This is a genomic window from Streptococcus pluranimalium, assembly GCF_047785705.1.
In the GTDB taxonomy this organism is placed as follows: Bacteria; Bacillota; Bacilli; order Lactobacillales; family Streptococcaceae; genus Streptococcus; species Streptococcus pluranimalium_A.
In genome coordinates, this window is the sequence record NZ_JBLOJV010000002.1 from 41,556 (window position 1) to 63,731 (window position 22,176).

Genomic DNA, 22,176 nt, shown 5'->3' on the forward strand with positions numbered 1-22,176 from the left:
TTTCTTTAACAATTTTAAAAGTTTCTGACATATTTGTCATACAACTATCACTGTTAAGTAATAAAAGAAGAGTATGATGGATAAAGTGACCGTGATAATAAAACGTTTAAAGAAAAGAAAGAGACTAATATGAAAAAATTAGCATTATACCTATCCTTAGCAAGCTTAGTTTTAGGAATTGTTTTAAGTTTGTCAGGAGTTTTAAGTTCAAATACACACTCGTCTAAAGCCGAATCACAGGAAGTGACATCAACAACTACTAGCCAATCAAAAGAGTCAGAGAGTAAAACTTCTCAAAAAGCAAGTCCTGTAGAGACTGAGACAGTCGAGACCCAAACAGCCGTTGCTGAAGCAACTAACGAACCGACAAGTCAAGAACCGGTTGTTGCACAAGTGACTCATGTCGCACAGCCAGTCGTTACGACGTCAGCTCATGTGTTGACCAACGGTAATACAGCAGGTGAAGTCGGAACTTATGCCGCAGCACAAATGGCCGCAGCTACTGGCGTTGACCAAGCCACTTGGGAGCATATCATTGCGCGTGAGTCAAACGGTCAAGTCGGAGCTCGCAATGCCTCTGGTGCCTCAGGGCTCTTTCAAACCATGCCAGGTTGGGGATCGACAGCCACCGTGCAAGATCAAATCAACTCAGCACTTAATGCTTATAATGCTCAAGGACTCGCAGCTTGGGGCTACTAATCAAAAAAGAAGTTGATAGCACTGTCAACTTCTTTTTTGATATTCTATTTGCTTAGTAAAGGGATTTATGATAGTGATATTGTCTATACTAGCCTCATCAAAAGATAGTTTAACAATAAAGGGCATAAGTTGCTTAATAGCTTGAAAGTGATTAAAAGCAAATTGGTTATCATAATAATTGATAATGGTCGAAATGGCTGTTCCGTGTGAAGAGATAACAATAGCTGTTTCTTGTTGATTAAGTATCTCTTGCAGTTGTTGGATATTTCGATCTTGTACTTCTTGGAGGCTCTCACCATTGGCTAGTTTATAGTTAAAGTCTTGCCACTGCCGTCTAGAAAAGGCATTAAAATCGTCAATCCAAACATCATCAATTTTACGTTCTCTAAAGTTCTCTTTGATTTGGATGGGTAGTGCTTTTTCTTTAGCAAGTTTATCAACGGTTTGAAGAGCCCGCTTGAAGGGGCTAGCATAAATCCTATCAATGGCAATATCCTTAAAGTAATCTAGTACTAGTTGACAATCTTGTAAACCTTTAGCTGTCAACTCTCTTTCGACATCATTATGATTGTCATAATTAGGCTCAGCATGTCGTATGAGATAGACGGTTTGTTTCATCTAGATACCTCCAAAGATTTCTTGGGCATAGCGTTTGCCAGTCGGGGTGGCAGCCAAACCTCCTTCAGCTGTTTCTTTGAGTGCTGTTGGCATGGCTTTGCCCACTTGATACATGGCATCAACAACTTCATCCACTGGAATTTTGGACTCGATGCCAGCAAGTGCCATATCAGCTGCTACCAGAGCAAAACTAGCCCCCATGGCATTACGCTTGACACAGGGAACTTCAACCAAGCCTGCGACGGGATCACAAACCAGACCCAGAAGATTTTTAATGACGAAAGCAATAGCTTGACTGGCTTGATAAGGAGAACCTCCTGCAGCCATAGTGATGGCTGCTGCCCCCATTGCCGCTGCCGAGCCGACTTCAGCTTGACAGCCCCCTTCAGCTCCAGAAATAGAGGCATTATTGGCAATAACAAGTCCAAAAGCCCCAGCTGTAAAGAGGAAGTCCAGTTGTTCTTCTTCGGTCAGGTTTAATTTTTCAATAGCTGTCGAAATGATAGCTGGAATACAGCCAGCACTTCCAGCTGTTGGAGTGGCACAGACAAGTCCCATTTTGGCATTTTGTTCATTGACCGCCATGGCGTTGCGTGCAGCTGTTAGAATGGTGGTGTCAGATAAGGTTTTGCCCGTTTTGATATACTGATCTAGTTTCAGTGCATCGCCTCCAGTGAGTCCACTAACAGACTGCTCCTTATTTAAACCATCCTTAACGGAGGCAAGCATGACTTCCAGATTACGAGACATGATAAAGCGAATCTCATCTTCTTGACGACCTGTCAACTCAACCTCTGTGGCAATCATTAAATCAGCTACCGAGCCCTTGTAATTGTCTTGGGCCTGCTGAACAAGCTCTGCAATCGTATAAAACATAGTCACTCCTTATCCAAAGTAATTGACATTATAAAGGTTTGGGATGTGTTCAATAGCCTTGACAGCATCTTGACAGTCTCTCGAATCAACTTCAATAATCATAATGGCTTTTTGCCCTGCTTTTTCACGAGTAACGTTCATTTGAGCAATATTGATATTGCAATCAGACAAGATATCAGTCACTTTAGCGATCATACCAGGAACATCTTGATGGACAACAATAATAGTTGGTGTGTTCATTTGTAGGGTTACTGCAAAGCCGTTTAATTCAGTAACTTCGATATTACCACCTCCAATAGAGATTCCAGTGAGGCTCATGCTATGATTCTCGGCATCCTTGACTTCAATTTTGACTGTATTTGGATGTGGTGCATCGCCTTCTTTCAAAATTTCCCAATAGATGCGAATACCCTTTTTATGAGCAATTTCAAGCGAATTCTTAATGTCTGGATTGTCCGTGTCCATGCCCATAATGCCTGCCACAAGTGCTCTATCGGTCCCATGTCCTTGATAGGTTTTAGCAAAAGAATTGTAGAGATGAAAGGTCACTTCTTTAGGCTCTTTTCCAAATATAGAATGGATTAGCTTGCCGATTCGGACCGCACCTGCGGTATGACTGCTGGAGGGCCCAATCATAACAGGACCAATAATATCAAAAACGGATTGAAATCTTAACAGTGTCATTGTGACTCCTCCTGATTATCTGTGCTTACAATTATAACAAAAATAATGATTAAAAGAACAAAATAGAGGCTTGTTTGGAGTAACATGGTATAATAATGACAGAGGAAATTATGTTGATTAAACACTTAACACACCACCGTCTGCTACCTTATGCTATTATTGCGATGTTTGCCTTCTTGCTGATCTTGCCTCAGTTATTGACGGGGGGCTTTATCGTTGGTTCAGACGCTATTTTTCATTATAACCGTTTTTATGATACTGCTATGCAGATCAAGACGGGGCATTACTCTTATTTTTTATCCTTACATGGTTTTCAGCAGTCGGGACGAATTGTCAATGCGGTTTACGGCCCCTTGTTTGCTTATTTTCAAGGATTTTTGGTCTTAATCTCCAAAAATTGGTTTATTTACCAACATCTCTCTCGCTTTGCGATTGGTCTTATTTCTGGCCTATCCATGTATGCTTTACTGAGACAATGCCGCCTAAAACAACACTTGGCTCTGCCCTTAGCTCTTTTTTATGTGACGACCTTCTCCATCCAGTATTGGAGCATGAGACAGGGATTTTCCAGCTGGGGAGCGGCCATTCTACCTTTTTGTTTTATCCCAGCAGTTCAACTTGTTAGATATCACAAAGTCTCGCCCTTACGTTTGGCGGTTAGTGTTGCCTTAATGTTTCAAGTGCATCTTTTGAGTGCCATGTTTCTGATTTTGATGTACTTGCCTTTCTTTAGTTATGGGTGGCTAAGATCAAGTCAAAAAATAGGACTTTTAAAACATATCTCGCTTGCCATTGCCTTGTTTTTGGTTTTAACAGCCAACGTTTGGACAGTTTTCATCGACTTGAACCATGCTAATGATTTACTAACGCCTTTTATCAATGAAAAAATGGGGCAAGATGGCATTACGGGTAGGGCTAAGTATTGGTTGTTTTGGCCAGAACCTTTGCTCGTTTTCTTGGTTGGTCAAGTGCTCTTTCTTGGCTTATGGTTTCGCAAAAAAATAGGCTGGGAATTACTACTACATGTGGTTTACCTTAGTTTTTTACTCTTGTCAACCCATTTCTTTCCTTGGCAATGGCTGGTGGATCATCAGGTTGGTTTGGCAGAGTTGATTCAATTTCCTTTTCGATTTTTTGTTCCAGCGACGGTTTTATTGCTGCTTATTAGTGGGTTAGCATGCCAGCAACTGATCACCAGGTGGCGATGGTTACCCCTGTTTTTATGGCTATTTGTCTTGATTGGCTTTGTCCAAGTCACCAACCGTGTGGATGAGATGATTACTTATAGGGCAGAGCGACAGTTGATCACCAGTAAAAATAAGCATGTTTACCTAAAAGGACATTACAAAACACTCAAGAATAGCTTTTTCCAAAAAGATAAGGCTAGCTTTCTCAAAAGAGTCAGTAAAGCAACGCCAGACTATGTCCCTCGCTACGAACCATTAAATGGACGTAATACTTATTATGAGTACGCCGCCATTTTTATTAAAGACAGACCGTCAATGACAAAGACGGTTGAGGGAAATCGCTTAGTATTGCAGTGGACAAGCTCTGAACCAGAAGCACTTCAGCTGCCAATAGTCGTTTATCAAGATAGCCGGATGATTTATAACGATCGTCAATTAGACAAATCAGACTATAAGCTGTCCTTTCTAGGTAGTCCGACGATTATGTCTAAAAAAGGAGAGAATAAGCTGATTTTAGCTTACAAAACACCGGCTTGGTTTGGCTTCGTAATGGCTATCTCTTTGATGGGTTGGCTGGTGTTAGCTTTTAGACAAACTTGGCGATACTATCAATCCCTTGCTTTTTGAAGGGCAAGGGACACTTAGTAATGCCTTTTACCATATAAAAACTAGACCCTTCAAGTCTAAGTTTACACTCTCAAATCCTAATGGGATTTGAGACCTTAAATTGATGGGAGACTTATCAGATGAATGATAATGCAAAGACTCGTGTCGTTGTCGGCATGAGTGGAGGAGTTGACTCCTCGGTGACCGCTCTGCTACTCAAGGAGCAGGGCTATGATGTTGTCGGTGTTTTCATGAAAAACTGGGATGACACTGACGAATTTGGCGTCTGTACCGCGACGCAAGACTACAGAGATGTCGCAGCCGTAGCGGATCAGATTGGGATTCCTTATTACTCGGTTAACTTTGAAAAAGAGTATTGGGACCGCGTTTTTGAGTATTTCTTAGCGGAATATCGTGCGGGACGAACTCCTAATCCAGACGTCATGTGTAATAAAGAGATCAAGTTTAAGGCTTTCTTGGACTATGCCATGAGTTTAGGAGCTGACTATGTAGCGACTGGGCATTATGCGCAGCTTGCGCGGGACGCAGATGGGACTGTCCACATGCTTCGTGGCGCTGATAATGGCAAAGATCAAACGTATTTTTTAAGTCAATTATCACAAGACCAATTGCAAAAAACCATGTTTCCGCTTGGTCACTTGCAGAAACCAGAAGTACGTAAAATAGCAGAGCGAGCTGGTCTTGCAACGGCTAAAAAGAAAGATTCTACAGGGATCTGTTTTATTGGTGAGAAGAACTTTAAAGAGTTCCTTAGTCAATACCTTCCTGCTCAAAAGGGGCGTATGAAGACGGTTGATGGTCGTGATATGGGCGAACATGCCGGTCTGATGTACTATACCATTGGTCAACGTGGCGGTCTTGGTATTGGTGGTCAACAAGGTGGCGATAATGAGCCTTGGTTTGTTGTTGGTAAAGACTTGTCACAAAATATCCTCTATGTCGGGCAAGGTTTCTACCATGAGTCTCTCATGTCAACCTCACTTGACGCTTCAACCGTTCACTTTACACGTGACATGCCTGAAGAATTCATCATAGAATGCACAGCTAAGTTCCGTTACCGTCAACCAGACGGTAAAGTAACGGTCAAGGTGAAAGGTGACAAGGCAGAAGTTGTTTTTGCTGAGCCACAACGTGCCATCACACCCGGACAAGCCGTTGTTTTCTATGATGGCGATGAGTGCTTAGGTGGCGGTATCATCGACCAAGCCTACAAAGATGGCCTTGCTTGTCAGTATATTTAAAAGACTCTCGAAAAAGACGACCTGTTGCTTGAATCCTCAGCCCATATTTGATAAACTAGCGTTAATCATATCATGAAAGTCAAAGCTCATGGTCTTGCAGGTCTTTTTGGTCTGCAATTATAAGGGTTTTGGCTATTTTTGTGGTTCTACTCTTTTAATCAAGAGAATAGATTATTGCCCTGTAAATTGGAGGAAAAGAGATGGATTTTAGGACGAAAAGAGATCATCAGGTTTACGGAGTGCGTGCGACGGCTTTAATCATTAGGGATAATCAGATACTTCTCGGGAAGCATGAGGATGGTTATCATACTATCGGTGGTGCGATTGAGGTTGGGGAAACAAGTTCTCAAGCAGCACTTCGGGAAATGCAGGAAGAAATCGGTATTGCGGGCGAGATAGTGGGTTTGGCTTTTGTGGTGGAAAATCAGTTTACAGTAGACACTGTTCATTTTCATAATGTTGAATTTCATTATCTTATCACCCCTACTGAAGAAGCGCCGGCTGAGATGATTGAAGGTGATAAAACTTACCTTTGTGAATGGCTTTCTTTGGATAAATTAGATAATTTTAACATCAAGCCTGCCTTCCTCAAAAAGGCTTTAAAGCGTTGGAACGGACAGTTAACGCATATTGTCAATAAAGATGGAGAAGATTAAAGTGGAACATACTTTTAGTGAAACGTTTGACGTGATTGTAGTTGGAGCTGGTCATGCGGGTGTTGAGGCTGCCTTAGCTGCTAGCCGTATGGGGTCTAAGACCTTACTTGCGACCATCAACCTAGATATGCTGGCTTTTATGCCGTGTAACCCATCCATTGGTGGCTCTGCTAAGGGCATTGTCGTTCGTGAGATCGATGCTCTTGGTGGCGAAATGGGTAAAAATATTGATAAAACCTATATCCAGATGAAGATGCTTAACACGGGAAAAGGTCCTGCTGTTCGCGCTCTTCGTGCTCAAGCTGATAAACATCTCTATGCTGCAGAAATGAAAAAAACGGTTGAGCAAGAAGAGCATTTAACCCTTCGTCAATCCATGATTGATGATATTTTGGTAGAAGATGGACAAGTTGTCGGTGTCTTGACAGCTACTGGTCAACAATATGGGGCTCGTGCAGTTGTGATCACAACAGGAACAGCCTTGCGTGGGGAAATTATCTTAGGTGAACTCAAGTATTCATCTGGACCAAATAACAGCTTGGCTTCAGTGACACTGGCTGACAACCTTGTCAAGCATGGTCTTGAAATCGGTCGCTTTAAAACAGGAACACCACCACGTGTGAAAGGCTCAACGATCGACTATTCTGTCACAGAAGTGCAGCCTGGTGATACAAAGCCAAATCATTTTTCATTTCTGTCTAAGGACAAAGACTATATCACTGATCAAGTTGACTGCTGGTTGACCTATACCAATGCAGCTAGTCATGACTTGATTAAAGAAAATCTCCATCGTGCGCCGATGTTCTCTGGTGTCGTCAAGGGAGTTGGTCCACGTTATTGCCCATCAATCGAGGACAAGATTGTACGTTTTGCAGACAAAGAGCGCCATCAGCTTTTCCTTGAACCAGAAGGGCGTCATACGGACGAAGTTTACGTGCAAGGTCTGTCAACCTCACTTCCAGAAGATGTACAACGCGAGCTGATTCATTCGGTTAAGGGGTTGGAAAATGCCGAAATGATGCGGACGGGCTATGCCATTGAGTATGACATCGTTTTACCTCACCAACTACGTGCAACCTTGGAAACTAAAGTGATTTCAGGTCTCTTTACAGCTGGTCAAACCAATGGCACATCTGGGTATGAAGAAGCCGCTGGACAAGGACTGATTGCTGGTATCAATGCGGCTCTTAAAGTCCAAGGCAAGCCTGAATTTATTTTGAAACGCTCAGATGCTTATATCGGTGTTATGATTGACGACCTTGTCACTAAAGGAACCTTAGAGCCTTATCGCCTCTTGACCTCTCGTGCAGAATACCGTCTCATTCTTCGCCATGACAATGCGGATATGCGGTTGACACCACTCGGACGTCAAGTTGGTTTGGTTGATGATGAGCGCTGGCATGCTTTTGAAATCAAGAAAAATCAGTTTGACAATGAGTTGACAAGATTGTCAACTCTCAAGCTAAAACCTGTCAAGGAAGTCAACGACAAAATACAAGCACTTGGTTTCAAGCCATTGACAGATGCCATGACAGCCAAGGCATTCTTACGTCGCCCAGAGATTGATTATCAGGTAGCAACAGACTTTGTAGGATCAGCAGCAGAGGATTTGGATAGTAAAGTCATTGAGCTTTTGGAAACGGAAATCAAGTACGAAGGCTATATTAAGAAAGCCCTGGATCAGGTTGACAAGATGAAACGGATGGAAGAAAAACGCATCCCAGCAAACATCAACTGGGATGCCATTGATTCCATCGCAACAGAAGCCCGTCAAAAGTTCAAGAAAATCAATCCAGAAACCATTGGTCAAGCTAGTCGTATTTCTGGGGTTAACCCAGCGGACATTTCAATCTTGATGGTTTATCTTGAAGGCAATAATAAGGCTCGACGTAAACCTTAAAAGGCTACTTTTAGAGTTTTACCCTTAGACTGTAACAAAAATCAACCTGCCCTAGCTTACTGATTTTGTCCTACCCTTTTTTGTGGTATAATAAGACCTTAAGAGGTTAGTAAATGAAAAGATTTCGTTTTGAAACCATTCATCTTATGATGATTGGCATGATTGTATTTGGTCTTTTGGCGATTAGTGTACGCCTAACATCGTCAGAAACGAGCTTGCTACTGGCTATTTTTGTGGCATGTGCGTTTGTGACAGCGCTGCTATATTACCAAAAAGAAAGCTATCAATTATCTGAAGATGAGCAGGTGGCATTGCTAAGTGAGCAAACTGAGCTTAGTTTAAAAACCTTGCTCGACAAGATGCCCGTTGGTGTGATTAAGTTCAACCCTGAAAAAGGTGACCTTGACTGGTACAATCCTTATTCTCAGCTTATTTTTAGTGACCCTGAGTCAGGGAAGTTTGATAGTCAGCTTGTATCGGACCTGATTGATGCCCATAAAGAAGGGGTTCTCACGCGCAGTATCACTATTGGAGAGATTCGCTACAACTCTTACATGGACTTAGAAGCTGGCATCTGTTATTTTCTTGATGCTAGCCAAGCCCTTTCAGGCAGTCAAGGAGCTATCCAAAAACAGCCTGTTATAGGGATTATGTCGATTGATAATTACGATGATTTCACCGATAATATGGCTGATGCAGATATCTCTAGTATCAACAGCTTTATCGCCAATTTTATTGCGACATTTGCCGAAGAGCACGCCATTTTTTATCGCCGTGTTGCCATGGATCGCTTTTACTTTTTTACGGATTATAGCATCCTTGAAAAGTTAATGGCCAATAAATTTGATGTTTTGGATCGTTTCCGTGAAAAAGCACAGCAATACGAGTTGTCTTTGACCCTAAGTATGGGAGTTGCTTACGGCAATAACAATCATCACCAAATTGGGGTTATTGCCCAAGAAAACCTCAATATCGCTCTCGTTCGAGGTGGCGATCAGGTTGTTTTAAAAGAAAATGAAGAGCATGCAGACTTGATGTACTTTGGAGGTGGGACGGTGTCTACGGTTAAACGTTCAAGAACCAGAACACGTGCCATGATGTCCGCCATCTCAGACAAGATTAAGTCAGTTGATAAGGTTTTTGTCGTAGGGCATCGTCGCCTAGATATGGATGCTCTAGGATCGGCAGTTGGGATGCAGTTTTTCGCTAGTCAGCTCGTCTCAGAGTCTTATGTGGTCTATGACCCCCATGATATGGGAATGGATATTGAGCGTGCCGTTAGTCGTTTGCAAAAAGATGCTGCGACCAAGATAATCACCGTATCAGAAGCCTTGCAGCTGGTTGACCAAAGATCGCTACTGATTATGGTAGATCACTCCAAAATCAGCTTGACCTTGTCAGAAGACTTATTTGATCAGTTTCGTGAGACCATCGTGGTTGACCATCATCGTCGGGATGATGATTTTCCGGACAATGCCGTATTGACATTTATTGAGAGCGGGGCGAGTTCGGCAGCAGAGTTAGTGACCGAGTTAATTACCTTCCAAAATGCCAAAGATCGCAAATTAAATAAACTGCAAGCCAGTCTACTGATGGCGGGGATTATGCTTGACACTAAAAATTTCTCCACTCGAGTGACCAGCCGTACCTTTGATGTCGCCAGTTATTTGAGAAGTTTGGGAAGTGATAGCGCTGAAATTCAAGCCATTGCAGCAACTGATTTTGAAGAATACCGTCAAGTTAACGAGTTAATTTTACGGGCAGAACCTTATAAAAAGCATGTCATGATTGCCTGTGGTCCAGAGGATACACCGTATAACAATGTTATCATTAGTAAAGCAGCTGACAATTTGCTTAGGATGGCTGATATTGAGGCCAGTTTTGTGATTTCTAAAAACGCTAATGGTCAGACCATTATTTCCGCACGAAGTCGCAATGCTGTCAATGTGCAACGTGTTATGGAGCAACTAGGTGGAGGAGGTCATTTCAACCTTGCTGCTTGTCAACGCGATGAGGTAACGGTCAGTGATCTGGCAAAGGAATTATTGGCAGTGCTTGACCAAGAAATAGATGAAAAGGAGTAGATGATGAAAGTTATTTTCTTACAAGACGTTAAGGGCAAGGGTAAAAAAGGCGAGATTAAGGAAGTGCCGACAGGTTACGCTCAAAACTTTCTGATCAAGAAACAATTAGCCAAAGAAGCCACCAATCAGGCCATTGGTGAGCTTAAAGGTAAACAAAAATCAGAAGAAAAATACCAGGCTGATATCTTAGCAGAAGCCCAAGCAACCAAGCAAGTGCTTGATAAAGAAACAACACGTGTGCAGTTTCTGGAAAAAGTTGGTCCAGATGGGCGTACATTTGGCTCAATTACTGCTAAAAAAATTGCAGAAGAATTGCACAAACAATTTGGCATCAAAGTGGATAAGCGTCATATTGAGCTAGACCATCCGCTTCGTGCCATTGGTTTGATTGAAGTTCCTGTCAAGCTACACAAAGAGGTAACCGCTGACATTAAACTAGCCATTAAAGAGGCTTAATGTCAAGATAGGCATGCACTCGTGACAAGGAGGTGAGAGAAAGATGGTGGAGACACCTGAATTACGTGTACAGCCACAAGATTTAGTAGCGGAGCAGTCTGTTTTGGGGGCCATCTTTATCTCACCAGACCAGTTGGTATCTGTTCGTGAGTTTATCGAGGCTGATGATTTCTATAAGTATGCCCATCAAGTCATCTTTAAGGCAATGGTTACCTTAAACGACAGGCATGATGCTATTGATGCTACAACGGTTCGCAATATCCTAGATAGCCAGGGTGACCTACAAACCATCGGTGGTCTTTCTTATATTGTAGAGTTAGTCAATAGTGTACCAACAAGTGCCAATGCTGAATACTATGCTAAAATTGTGGCTGAAAAAGCCATGCTACGTCAAATCATTAAACGCTTGACCCACACTGTCAATGAGGCCTATGACGGTTCTCTTGAGTCCGAAGAAATCATTGCTGGTGCAGAGAAAGCCTTGATTGATATCAATGAGCATAGCCATCGTAGTGGTTTTAGAACAATTGCTAGTGTTCTAGATCAAAACTTTGAAAGTCTCGAAATGCGTGCTCAACAAACTTCAGATGTTACAGGTCTGCCAACTGGCTTTAGAGACTTAGACCGTATTACAACAGGTTTACACCCCGACCAGTTAGTTATTTTAGCTGCTCGTCCAGCGGTTGGTAAGACAGCCTTTGTGCTTAATATTGCACAAAATGTTGGGACAAAGCAAGGGAAGGCTGTCGCCATCTTCTCTCTGGAGATGGGAGCAGAAAGTCTTGTAGATCGTATGTTAGCAGCGGAAGGAATGATTGACTCACATGCTCTACGGACAGGGCAACTAACAGAGCAAGATTGGACCAACGTCATGATTGCTCAAGGGGCTTTAGCTGAAGCTCCCATTTACATTGATGATACCCCTGGGATTAAAATCACAGAGATAAGAGCCCGCTCACGCAAATTATCCAAAGAAGTCGAGGGAGGGCTAGGGCTGATTGTCATTGACTATCTACAGCTGATTACAGGAACAAGGCCTGAGAATCGACAACAAGAAGTCTCAGAAATTTCACGGCAGTTAAAAATCTTAGCCAAAGAATTACGCGTTCCTGTCATTGCTCTTAGTCAGCTATCTCGTGGCGTTGAGCAGCGTCAAGACAAACGACCAGTCCTTTCGGATATTCGTGAATCAGGCTCTATTGAGCAAGATGCGGATATTGTTGCCTTTCTTTACCGTGATGATTACTACCGTAAGGATACAGAAGACACCGAAGAAACGATCGAAGACAACACTATTGAAGTTATTTTAGAGAAAAACCGTGCTGGTGCGCGTGGAACAGTTAAATTGATGTTCCAAAAAGAATACAACAAGTTTTCAAGCATAGCTCCATTTGAGGAGTTTTAGACATGATGATAAAGTTGACAGGTATGTCAATAGACTTGTCAACATAAAGAGGAGAAACCATATGAGTGATGCATTTGCTGATGTAGCCAAAATGAAGAAAATCAAAGATGACATTAAAAACCATGAAGGACAATTAGTTGAGTTGACTTTAGAAAATGGCCGTAAACGGGAAAAAACAAAGGTAGGTCGTTTAATCGAAGTTTATCAGTCGCTCTTTATCGTCGAGTACAATGATCATTCTGATGAACCAGGTGCTATCAACAATTCTTATGTAGAATCTTACACCTACTCTGATATTTTGACAGAAAAAACCTTGATTCGTTATTTTGACGAAGAAGAAACAGCAGAATAGATAAAAGCCTCAATGAGAGGTTTTTTTGTTTACAGAACAGTTGACAGAATAAGTAAAGGAAGTTGACAAGAGATTGGCTATTTCTAATGGAATAATGATTCTCGTTTCCTCTCTTTTTAGCCATTTTCTGTAAAAGAGATGATTAAAAGCCTTTACTAAACTGTGATTTCATGATAAAATACTCTTTGTGTGAAATAATGGCAGTTCAATATGAAGCTCGTCAACAGATACCTTGAAATACAAGTAACCTTGGCTGTTTAGGCGAAGGGCATCTGCACGAATCAGGATTGAACATACTTATTTCCTCAAAAAAGAAGCTTCTGGCTTCCAAAAACAAAGAGGAGGACATTTGACATGTCACGTTATACAGGACCATCATGGAAACAAGCCCGTCGTCTTGGCTTATCACTTACAGGAACAGGTAAAGAGCTTGCTCGCCGTAATTACGTTCCAGGACAACACGGACCAAACAACCGTTCAAAACTTTCTGAATACGGTTTGCAATTGGCTGAGAAACAAAAATTGCGTTTCACTTACGGAATGGGTGAAAAACAATTCCGTAACTTGTTCGTACAAGCGACAAAAATCAAAGGCGGAATCCTTGGTTACAACTTCATGCTTCTTCTTGAGCGTCGTCTTGACAACGTTGTTTACCGTTTAGGTCTTGCAACGACTCGTCGTCAAGCTCGTCAATTCGTAAACCACGGTCACATCCTTGTTGACGGAAAACGCGTTGATATTCCATCATACCGTGTTGAAGTTGGTCAAGTGATCTCAGTTCGCGAAAAATCAGCTAAAGTACCAGCTATCCTTGAAGCTGTTGAAGCTACTCTTGGACGCCCAGCATTCGTATCTTTCGATGCTGAAAAACTTGAAGGATCATTGTCACGCCTTCCAGAACGTGATGAAATCCACCCAGAAATCAACGAAGCACTTATCGTTGAATTCTACAACAAAATGCTTTAATTTTTATATTTATTGCAAAGAAAGCCCGTAGTTGCGGGCTTTTTGTTTTGTTTTAAAATGCTGATTTCTAGTAAAATGTAACCTTTTTTGTGCTCTCACTCCTGTAACCTTGATAAAACCTGTTTTGAAACTTATAAGGCGACCCAAGCCGTCAATCACAGCTTCAAGTTATTTTTCTAAATTTTTAAAAGGTTGGACTTATTGCCCAACCTTTTTCTTGTTCTTAAATTTAAATCAAGACATCGTGTGTTACTGACGATTGTCCTACTCTTACTTTAGTGTGGTAAGTGTTGCGGATTGTTTTTCTTTTTAGAGAGTTATTAGTTAAGTGTAATGTCGCCATCTATGTTGGTGATTTTGAGGGTAGCAAGACTGTCTTTGACTTCCTTGTTAAAGGTGTGGGTAGACTCATCATGGCTGCTATCGATGTGATTTGAAGCTGCAATCTTGTCTGCAATAGATAAGTTAGCATCTGTTACGGTTAGATTAAGATGAGTGGTTTGAGCAATTTGATCATTTAAGATAAGGTCAATATCATCGCCAGCATTAGTGATTTCAATCAGGTTTTTAAGGGTTAGATTGGTAGCACTGATGCGATTATTTTCTCCAGAGAGTGTGACATTATCAAGCTCAGTATCGGTGAAGCGAATTTCACCATCTTGATTGCTAATAGTGATTTTTTGGAGAAGGCTTTTATCAGCGGTTAAGATGGCATCCATTCCAGTAATATCACCGCCTTTGAGGGTTGTTTGGCTTAATGAGAGGTCGCTTGATACGTCTAATGTTAATTGCTCAATAGTGGTCTTGTTGAGATAGAGAGACCCAACTGAAAAGTTAGCCTTATCAATAGTCGTATGATTGGTGTAGAGGCTATCAGATGTCAGGGAGATGTCTTTAATAGGGAAGTGATTGAGATGAACGGTGTCAGATACATACCCTTTAATACTCTCAAAGTGAGCTCCCTTAGGAACTGATAAGACCACACGACGAGTCTGAACGCTTTGGTTATTGAGGTAATAACCTAAAGCCGAGATTGGTCCAATAACAATACTACCTTTGTTTAGTTGTTTGAGAGAGAGTTTTTCGCCATCTTGTTGTACGGATAATTCTCCTAAAATCTTATTATCTGTGTAGTAGCTCAACTGCCACGTGTCATCTTTGGAGGGTTCAATCACCAGTTCACGATTGCTTAAGTCTAGCTCTAACTGTTTAAAAGAGGCTACTTCTTGTGTTATTTTCTTAGCTGTGGTGGCTGCTTTGATGTCTTCTAAACCACCATTACGATGCCCCCAGATGATAGCAAGACTACCAAAGCTAAGACAAAGAAGCGCAACAATCAAAAAGTATTTGTGTGATGTTTTCATGCTTTTTTTCCTTTCTTAGTGATATGACCGATAATAGCAACTAGCGCACGTATCATTATTTTGATGATTAGCATTAACAAGAACCAGAGCAGTAAACCAAATCCTAAAACTAAGAGGAGTGCTCCAAAGCTCATGGCTAAGGCTGGCAAGGAAGCTGGGATAAGGGTAAGGGTTTCCCAAAAGAGCACAGCAACGGTTGCCACACCAGCTACCAACAATGATAGGGAGGTAACCACAAAGGCAACGATCACAGCGACAAAGGTAATTATCAAACCTATCATGACTATGATTGTCGGTATGGCTAGTGGTGCAGCAAAGAGAGCTAAGAGAGCTATCCAGAGGGTTTTGGTCCGTGATTTGTGGTCATTACTATCTTGATTTTCTTGCTTTTCCCAAAGGGCATTGAGGATATCCTGGGCGGCTTCTTTGGGTGTGCCTAACTCTGCCATCACCTGATCTTCGTTATCCACGCCTGCCTCGTCGAAATACTCGGTGAAGTAGTCCATGGCTTCTTGGTAGTCTTCCTCTGGTAAACGGTGCAGGTATTTATCCAACTGCTGTAAGTATTCAGTCCTTGTCATGTCTTAAACTCCCTTCAATAATCCCATCAAGGGTATCCTTGTAACCTTGCCACTGTGCTTTTAGGTAGACTAGGTGCTCTTTGCCATCGGTTGTGAGGGCGTAATACTTACGCTTACGGCCTTGATATTGCTGACTGTAATTGGTGAGATAGCCTGCTTGCCCTAATTTTTTCAAAATAGGATAAAGCGTAGATTCCTTGATGCTTGCCACCAATTTGATGGTCTGGCTAATTTCATAGCCGTAGGAATCTTCCTTTTCTAAAATGGCTAAAATCAAAAATTCAATCAGGCTTGATGATACTGGAAAATGCATGTCATCAGCTCCTTTATGTGTATGATTTTTATATATAATTATTTTACACATATAGTATAGCCCTTCTTTTTTGATATGTCAATATTTTATATATTATTTTTTGATATATTTGGTTCTAAAATCTAAAAAGTGCCTGTTAGCCTTGATATCAAAAGAATGATGACTCAAAATAGTCCCTAACAAAGTCCCATGATTAAAAAACGTGGATCGGTATTGTGGTTTTTTTCACAAAAACACCGATAAACTTCTTTTTATGGTATAATGGAATTAAAGACAGTTACAGACTATAATGGCAAATAGCATATGGGTTAAGATTTTCCTAAATCTCTTTGATGAGGGCAGTTTTAGCAAGATTGCTTTTTCCATTTGATAGGCTAATGTAAGGAAAGGAATTTTTATGATTAGCATCTCAAAGCTTTCTAAGAGTTATGGTGACAAAGAAGTGCTAAAAGGCATGTCTTTTGACGTGCCATCAGGTAGCATTTGTGGTTTGGTCGGTAAAAATGGTGCAGGTAAGACGACACTTTTTCACTCGATCCTAAATTTTGTGACCTACGAGGGAGAGGTTGCCCTAAATGGTGAGCCTCTGACACCAAAAAACAATGCCCGAATCGGCTATCTTCCTGAGGAGCGTAGTCTCATGCCGAAGTTGACGGTTTTTGAGCAGGTGCGTTATCTAGCTAGTCTTAAAGGCATGTCGCGTAGAGAAGTTAGTAAGAAATTGCCGATTTGGATGGAAAAGCTAGAGGTTAAGGGAAAATTAAGCGATAAAATCAAGAGCCTTTCTAAAGGAAATCAACAAAAAATCCAGCTGATCATCACGCTGATTCATGAACCGGAGTTGATTATCTTGGATGAGCCTTTCTCAGGTCTTGATCCCGTTAATACGGCGCTCTTAAAGGACATTATCTTGGCTGAAAGAGACCGCGGAGCAACCATTATCTTTTCAGACCATGTCATGACTAACGTTGAGGAGTTGTGTGATACCTTGGTCATGATTAAGAATGGGGAAATCGTCCTTAATGGTGGTATTCAGGAGATTCGTGAGTCATTTGGCCGTACCCGTCTCTTTGTGTCAAATGATGTGCCAAAAGAACGCCTTGACAACCTAGCTCATGTGACATCTGTCAGCAAGACGAAGCAGGGCTATTGGCGACTGGTTTTAGATGATGAAGCCGCAGGACCAATGCTCTTTCAAGCCATTAGTGGCGGTTATTACATTGCGACATTTGACCAACAAGCGCCAACTATTGATGAAATCTTTAAAATGAAATCGGGGGTAGAATAATGACACAGCTGTTATTAGTAGCTAAAGAAACCTATCTTAGACAGGTCAAGTCTTGGGCCTTCCTCCTCATGATCCTATCGCCCTTTCTCTTTCTGGCCTTTTCACTGGGCATCGGGTATTTGACAGAATCTGCAGCAGTGGATTCAGACAAGGTAGCTGTCGTTTTATCGGACAATGCTTTAAAGAAAGCCTTCCAAGATATTGATGGAACGACCCTAAAGTATAAAACGCCAAAAACCGCTAAACAAGCGCACAAAGACGAGGATATTTCTGGATATGTCCTTGTTGACACCGCAGGCAAACAGATAAAAGCAACCTACTATAGCGATACTAGTTTGGCTGAAAAGACTAAAAGAGACCTGCTCCAAGTCCTAGGGAGCTTACAAGGCCAGCTCAACATGGCAAAAGCCCAGTTAAGTCCACAACAAGTGGAAGCCTTAGCACAAGAGCCTAATTTTAAAGAGGATCTTAAAGAAAAAGGGGACTTGCAAAAAGCAGGCAAATACATTACCTTCTTAGGGCTGACCTTTATCATGTATTTCATTATCTTGACTTATGCAAGTTCAACAGCTCAAGAGATTGCTAGTGAAAAAGGAACCAAAATCATGGAAGTCATTTTTTCAAGTGTTCCAGCCAATCTCTATTTCTATGGCCGTATTTTAGGGATTTTTGGGGTCATTACCACGCATTTAGGGATTTATGCTCTAGGTGGTTATTTGCTTTATCAGTTTTTACCTCAATTTGCTTTTAGTAAGGACATGGTAGACATGGTCAAGCCTATAGTGGATACTGTCATTGATAATTTGGATTGGACCATGCTTTTCTTTGCCATCTTTGGAATTTTGCTTTATGTGGTCTTAGCAGCGCTTTGCGGTTCCTTAGTGGTACGTGTGGAAGATGTCAATAAAGCGGTTCAACCGGTTATGTATCTTGTCATTGTTGGTTTTGTGGGTGCTATTACCCTTGGCCAACAAGGTCAGGATAATCTGATTTTAACAATTGGTTCTTACGTGCCATTTATATCTTCCTTCTTTATGCCGATTCGCCTGATCAATAGTTACGCTACTACTCACGAAGCACTAATAGCTTTAGCTATTTTGAGCATCACAGCTCTTATGGTCACCCTTTACATCGGGAAATCCTATGCTGGCTTGATTTTGCAGACGGATGATCGTGGTTTCATCAAAAACCTCAAACGAGGCCTCAGCCATAAATAATCTATGCGGTAGAAATACTAAAAAACTCACATCTCTATCATACAGAGATGTGAGTTTTTATTACCCTTTTGAGCTAGGGAATTGCTCGTCAACTTAAGAAAAGCTTACTTAGAATAAGCCATGACAAGTGATGTGAGAGAAATAAACGAAAATACAATCCAACAAATAACAATATTATACAAAGCTAAAAATGAGAATAAACTAACACCTAATGGTAAAGATAGTGTAAAAAGTAATCCTAGAAAGTTATTACTTTGAGCCAGCAGATGAGAAGGTAGTTTTTCCATTAAAAGAGCGTCTAATTTGGGTGAAACCTTCCCCATAACGTAAGCAGCAAGTCCTAGTGTAACAATTCCTAAGATGGGTAGTTTCAAAATATTGAATACTCCAACTAAAGCATAGCTAATGCTTTGAATAACTATCAATTCAGAGATGGAACATTTTGAGAAAAAATCTTTTGGGGTTAAAGTTCCCAAAATAGCACAAAAAATAGTAAACGCTTGAATAACAACGAGAGAATTTCCATAGTTTAAGTTGAACATTTGATGTTTAAGAAAATAGAAATGATAGATAGAGTTGATCGCACCTCCTAAAGAATTTAAAAGTAATATAGAAAGAAGAATCTTAATAAAAGAGGAATCTTTATCAATATCCTCAAATATCTTCATCATCATTTTAAACATGTTTTTAAATTGATGTACAAGTGAGTGATCATTTTCTATCTCAGTCACTCTTTCATAAGTGAGCAGCCGAGTATTCTTTAAGATAAGTAGCGATGAGAGTAAAAAGGAAAGAGCGTTTAATATGGCAATAAGTGAGTAATTATGATTAGTTGTTGTTAATAGCCATACTCCTAATGTTTGCCCTGAAATCGTTGCAATGTATGATAAAAATTGTGTAAATGAGTATGCCTCGAAAAAATCTTCTTTATCAATATTTTTTTGCATTATAGGCATACGCAACCCATTAGTATAATCAGATAGGATATCTGAAACAATGTTAAGTAGGCTAACCATTGAAAAAACTAAAAAGGTTTTGTTCGAAATAATAATCGAAATGATTATAAATAACATTCCTTGTAAGAAACCTGTCCAAATTAATAATTGATGTTTATTTTTTGTCTGATCAGCTTTTACTCCTATCCAAAAGGTAAATAACGTAGGGATAATGGTTACTATATTAGCTATAAAAACTGCTATGTGGGAATGCGACATGGAAGTAGCATATACGATAAAGACAATGTTATATAAATAGGAACCAATAGCACTTAAAATTCTTGATAGTGATAGAATTCTAAAGATATTGTTTTTAATAATTAATGTCATTTGGCACCTCAAGGAATCATGATTTTTTGAGAGATAGCATTGATGAAATATAGTATTTCATGTTGCAATTTAGTATCTTTTTTAGATAGTATTGTAGAACTGATTAACAATTCTTGAGATTTATCAAAATAGTTTTTATCGTTTGTGATGTTATATACTTGAAGTAGAATAATGGCAATTCCTAGCATTCCTCTCCATAAATGACTGAACTGAGCATACTCAAACAGTAACGATTGAGATAGTTTTTGAATGTGTGCTAAATATTTTATAGGATCTACAAAAATAAGTAATTGAATGACTCCAGCGGTTCCATCTAAGAGATAAGGAGATGTGGAATCCTCTTCTAAGCTTATGCCTACATTACCTTCACAATCTTCAACTAGTTGGTTAAGTAGCATCTCTATTCCTTTAAAAATAATTTCTTTATCATAAGACATAGAAGATAAATACAGTAATATTCCAGTAAGTCCCTGCATACCCAAATTACTCTCAGCTTTCATTTCTTCAAGCATAGCATCTTGATTAGATAGCAATAGATTATATTTACTAATTAATTCTGTCTGAAATGAGATGAATTTAATTAATTCATGTTTCCAATCTGAAGATACCGTAATACAATTACTTAACTTGTAAGTATATGCTGAACGACGCGTATGTATGGAGCTTTTAAGAATCTGTATTGCTTCTTTGATATTTGGTTCTGCACTCAATAAATAATCAATAGGAATATGGATATTAGAATCTATTCCTTTTTGAAATAATAAAGATTTTAACTCAGAAGTTAGTACAGTATCATTTTTTATATGTAATTTTCCAAATAGATATAGAAATAAATTTCCAATTTTATGACAATCTGCTACAATTCCTTTTTTTAGATGCCATTGTTTAAGAGCTATTTCAGAATAAATTCCTACTAATGGCGATTGATATAGAAAATAAGAATTTTCCATATCAATAAATGTAATTTTTGAATTATGATTGACAATAAAATTATCTGGATGGATATCATTTAGTATAATATTCTGTTCATGAAAATAAAGAACAGTCTCCAAAATACCTAAGAAGCAGTTTTTTAATCTATTAAACTTTTCAATATTTTGAGAAAGCTCTCTTCTTTTATATGAAAATAAATTTATCTTGTTACAAAAGTCTGTTAACTTGTTTCCTTCTATATACTCGTAGATATAATAAGTATTGATCCACTCGTTTACCACTTCAACGCAAGACGCAGAATTAGTATTTAATGGAAGAGATTTTGCGATCGTCCATTCAGTATCTCTAAGTTGCTTTCTATAAACATTCTCCAAACAAATAACATGCGGACGACACTCTTTTATAACAACCTTCTTGTTTGTTTTGATATGAATAGCTTGATAAACATTACCACCATTAGATTCTTTCAATAAACTGTTTACCTGATAGTTGTCGCTTAAATATGAGGGATGGAATACTTGTTTATCCTGAATATCCTCAATCCATTCAGGTAAATCAAAATAGTTTTTTTGAAAATCTTGCCATTCCTCATCGTTAGGGCCAATCAATATTGGTATTTTAGATGTTAGATTTTGACCAGATGATTTTATAAGACCGTAACGATAGAATAATATATTGGAATTCTTGCAATTTCGACCACTTAAAATATAAACACCTTCCATACTCTGAGGAACTATACGATACAGGTCATCTAAAATTTTAATGCAATGCGTACGATCCTTAGGATAGATTGTTATTAACTTCCCAGACTCTCCTGGACTTTCTAAATCAGATAAATTATTTAGAATTTCTATACTATTTTTTAAATATTTAAAGGATAGTTTACATTTTTTTAAATAAGGCATAACTAGCGAAAAGATATCTCTATAATTTTTAGACGTTCCTGAAATATGAATTTTAAATCCAAATTTTGGTAAAGAATAGTCATCAAAATCAATATACTTAAAACTATTAAGATTCATATTTATCTCCATTCCTAATATCTAAAAATGAGTACTTATCTGGAGTATCTATTATTTTTTTTACCTTTTTTTCGATATACTGTTCAAATATTTTTTCCAGATGATTAGTTGATTTGTAGAAGTTATCGTCATAAGTACATTTTTTAATTATCATTACATCAGACATTTTTGATTGACTCCTTAAATTGAAAATACAAGAAAACACTCTTAAATTTACGAGTGTTTTTTGCGACTAATCTAATTCTCTTAAAGAATAGTACATTTATATGTTAAATGTGCTTCTTTTTTCGTAGAATATTTACTAGCTTCACGAATAAATTGAGTCATATCATTTCTCCTTTTCCATTTGATGTATCTAGTATATTCTAAAATGAGTTAAATG

21 protein-coding genes are annotated in these 22,176 nt (G+C 39.5%); 12 read left to right on the forward strand and 9 right to left on the reverse strand.

Going from position 1 to position 22,176, the window contains the following annotated elements; translation table 11 throughout:
* The first annotated feature begins 129 nt into the window (after positions 1-129).
* Positions 130-699, forward strand: a complete 570-nt coding sequence (locus tag ACMZ6Z_RS00805) for a transglycosylase (protein WP_416130763.1) — start codon at positions 130-132, stop codon at positions 697-699.
* 24 nt (positions 700-723) lie between these two features.
* Here ACMZ6Z_RS00805 and ACMZ6Z_RS00810 read toward each other — a convergent pair whose 3' ends face one another.
* From ACMZ6Z_RS00810 to sdaAB, 3 genes are read right to left on the reverse strand one after another with little or no spacing between them, the layout of a single operon-like run.
* The gene (locus tag ACMZ6Z_RS00810; protein ID WP_416130764.1) at positions 724-1,317 is read right to left on the reverse strand and encodes a histidine phosphatase family protein; all 594 of its coding nucleotides are present in this window, start codon (positions 1,315-1,317) and stop codon (positions 724-726) included.
* Positions 1,318-2,193, reverse strand: a complete 876-nt coding sequence (gene sdaAA / locus ACMZ6Z_RS00815; RefSeq protein ID WP_416130765.1) for an L-serine ammonia-lyase, iron-sulfur-dependent, subunit alpha — start codon at positions 2,191-2,193, stop codon at positions 1,318-1,320. It abuts the gene before it with no gap.
* 9 nt (positions 2,194-2,202) lie between these two features.
* On the reverse strand, positions 2,203-2,877 hold the full coding sequence (gene sdaAB, locus ACMZ6Z_RS00820; RefSeq protein WP_416130766.1) for an L-serine ammonia-lyase, iron-sulfur-dependent subunit beta: 675 nt from the start codon (positions 2,875-2,877) through the stop codon (positions 2,203-2,205).
* A gap of 95 nt (positions 2,878-2,972) precedes the next feature.
* Between sdaAB and ACMZ6Z_RS00825 the strand changes: the two genes are divergently transcribed.
* The 9 genes from ACMZ6Z_RS00825 (at position 2,973) to rpsD (ending at position 13,751) form a co-directional block, all read left to right on the forward strand.
* Complete coding sequence (locus ACMZ6Z_RS00825) at positions 2,973-4,691, forward strand: hypothetical protein (protein ID WP_416130767.1); 1,719 nt, start codon at positions 2,973-2,975, stop codon at positions 4,689-4,691.
* Between the two features lie 119 nt (positions 4,692-4,810).
* Positions 4,811-5,932: a tRNA 2-thiouridine(34) synthase MnmA gene (mnmA, locus tag ACMZ6Z_RS00830; protein WP_416130768.1), complete on the forward strand. Its 1,122-nt coding sequence runs from the start codon at positions 4,811-4,813 to the stop codon at positions 5,930-5,932.
* A 200-nt stretch (positions 5,933-6,132) separates the two neighbouring features.
* Positions 6,133-6,588, forward strand: coding sequence for an NUDIX hydrolase (locus tag ACMZ6Z_RS00835; protein WP_416130769.1), 456 nt, complete (start codon positions 6,133-6,135; stop codon positions 6,586-6,588).
* A gap of 1 nt (position 6,589) precedes the next feature.
* The gene (mnmG, locus tag ACMZ6Z_RS00840; protein ID WP_416130826.1) at positions 6,590-8,488 is read left to right on the forward strand and encodes a tRNA uridine-5-carboxymethylaminomethyl(34) synthesis enzyme MnmG; all 1,899 of its coding nucleotides are present in this window, start codon (positions 6,590-6,592) and stop codon (positions 8,486-8,488) included.
* A 113-nt stretch (positions 8,489-8,601) separates the two neighbouring features.
* Positions 8,602-10,572 carry a DHH family phosphoesterase gene (locus tag ACMZ6Z_RS00845; protein ID WP_416130770.1) on the forward strand — a complete coding sequence of 657 codons (1,971 nt, stop codon included), beginning with the start codon at positions 8,602-8,604 and terminating at the stop codon, positions 10,570-10,572.
* A gap of 3 nt (positions 10,573-10,575) precedes the next feature.
* Positions 10,576-11,028 carry a 50S ribosomal protein L9 gene (gene rplI, locus ACMZ6Z_RS00850; protein WP_416130771.1) on the forward strand — a complete coding sequence of 151 codons (453 nt, stop codon included), beginning with the start codon at positions 10,576-10,578 and terminating at the stop codon, positions 11,026-11,028.
* Positions 11,029-11,071: 43 nt separating this feature from the next.
* Positions 11,072-12,433: a replicative DNA helicase gene (dnaB, locus tag ACMZ6Z_RS00855; RefSeq protein WP_416130772.1), complete on the forward strand. Its 1,362-nt coding sequence runs from the start codon at positions 11,072-11,074 to the stop codon at positions 12,431-12,433.
* A gap of 61 nt (positions 12,434-12,494) precedes the next feature.
* Positions 12,495-12,785, forward strand: a complete 291-nt coding sequence (locus ACMZ6Z_RS00860; RefSeq protein WP_416130773.1) for a Veg family protein — start codon at positions 12,495-12,497, stop codon at positions 12,783-12,785.
* Between the two features lie 354 nt (positions 12,786-13,139).
* Positions 13,140-13,751: a 30S ribosomal protein S4 gene (gene rpsD / locus ACMZ6Z_RS00865; protein ID WP_416130774.1), complete on the forward strand. Its 612-nt coding sequence runs from the start codon at positions 13,140-13,142 to the stop codon at positions 13,749-13,751.
* Between the two features lie 320 nt (positions 13,752-14,071).
* Here the strand turns inward: rpsD and ACMZ6Z_RS00870 are convergent, their stop codons facing one another.
* Genes ACMZ6Z_RS00870 through ACMZ6Z_RS00880 form a run of 3 tightly spaced genes read right to left on the reverse strand, consistent with a single transcriptional unit; the run spans position 14,072 to position 16,009 of the window.
* The gene (locus ACMZ6Z_RS00870) at positions 14,072-15,115 is read right to left on the reverse strand and encodes a DUF4097 family beta strand repeat-containing protein (protein WP_416130775.1); all 1,044 of its coding nucleotides are present in this window, start codon (positions 15,113-15,115) and stop codon (positions 14,072-14,074) included.
* The gene (locus tag ACMZ6Z_RS00875) at positions 15,112-15,696 is read right to left on the reverse strand and encodes a DUF1700 domain-containing protein (protein ID WP_416130776.1); all 585 of its coding nucleotides are present in this window, start codon (positions 15,694-15,696) and stop codon (positions 15,112-15,114) included. The genes ACMZ6Z_RS00870 and ACMZ6Z_RS00875 overlap by 4 nt, the downstream gene beginning before the upstream one ends.
* Positions 15,683-16,009, reverse strand: a complete 327-nt coding sequence (locus ACMZ6Z_RS00880) for a PadR family transcriptional regulator (RefSeq protein ID WP_416130777.1) — start codon at positions 16,007-16,009, stop codon at positions 15,683-15,685. The genes ACMZ6Z_RS00875 and ACMZ6Z_RS00880 overlap by 14 nt, the downstream gene beginning before the upstream one ends.
* A gap of 397 nt (positions 16,010-16,406) precedes the next feature.
* Between ACMZ6Z_RS00880 and ACMZ6Z_RS00885 the strand changes: the two genes are divergently transcribed.
* Complete coding sequence (locus ACMZ6Z_RS00885) at positions 16,407-17,297, forward strand: ABC transporter ATP-binding protein (protein ID WP_416130778.1); 891 nt, start codon at positions 16,407-16,409, stop codon at positions 17,295-17,297.
* The gene (locus tag ACMZ6Z_RS00890) at positions 17,297-18,514 is read left to right on the forward strand and encodes an ABC transporter permease (RefSeq protein WP_416130779.1); all 1,218 of its coding nucleotides are present in this window, start codon (positions 17,297-17,299) and stop codon (positions 18,512-18,514) included. The genes ACMZ6Z_RS00885 and ACMZ6Z_RS00890 overlap by 1 nt, the downstream gene beginning before the upstream one ends.
* A gap of 104 nt (positions 18,515-18,618) precedes the next feature.
* Here ACMZ6Z_RS00890 and ACMZ6Z_RS00895 read toward each other — a convergent pair whose 3' ends face one another.
* The 3 genes from ACMZ6Z_RS00895 to ACMZ6Z_RS00905 are packed head-to-tail and all read right to left on the reverse strand — an operon-like array spanning position 18,619 to position 21,960.
* Positions 18,619-19,839 carry a transporter gene (locus ACMZ6Z_RS00895; protein ID WP_416130780.1) on the reverse strand — a complete coding sequence of 407 codons (1,221 nt, stop codon included), beginning with the start codon at positions 19,837-19,839 and terminating at the stop codon, positions 18,619-18,621.
* 8 nt (positions 19,840-19,847) lie between these two features.
* Positions 19,848-21,794, reverse strand: coding sequence for a protein kinase domain-containing protein (locus ACMZ6Z_RS00900; RefSeq protein ID WP_416130781.1), 1,947 nt, complete (start codon positions 21,792-21,794; stop codon positions 19,848-19,850).
* Positions 21,784-21,960: a hypothetical protein gene (locus tag ACMZ6Z_RS00905; RefSeq protein ID WP_416130782.1), complete on the reverse strand. Its 177-nt coding sequence runs from the start codon at positions 21,958-21,960 to the stop codon at positions 21,784-21,786. Before ACMZ6Z_RS00905 ends, ACMZ6Z_RS00900 begins: the two co-directional genes overlap by 11 nt.
* Between the last annotated feature and the right edge of the window lie 216 nt (positions 21,961-22,176).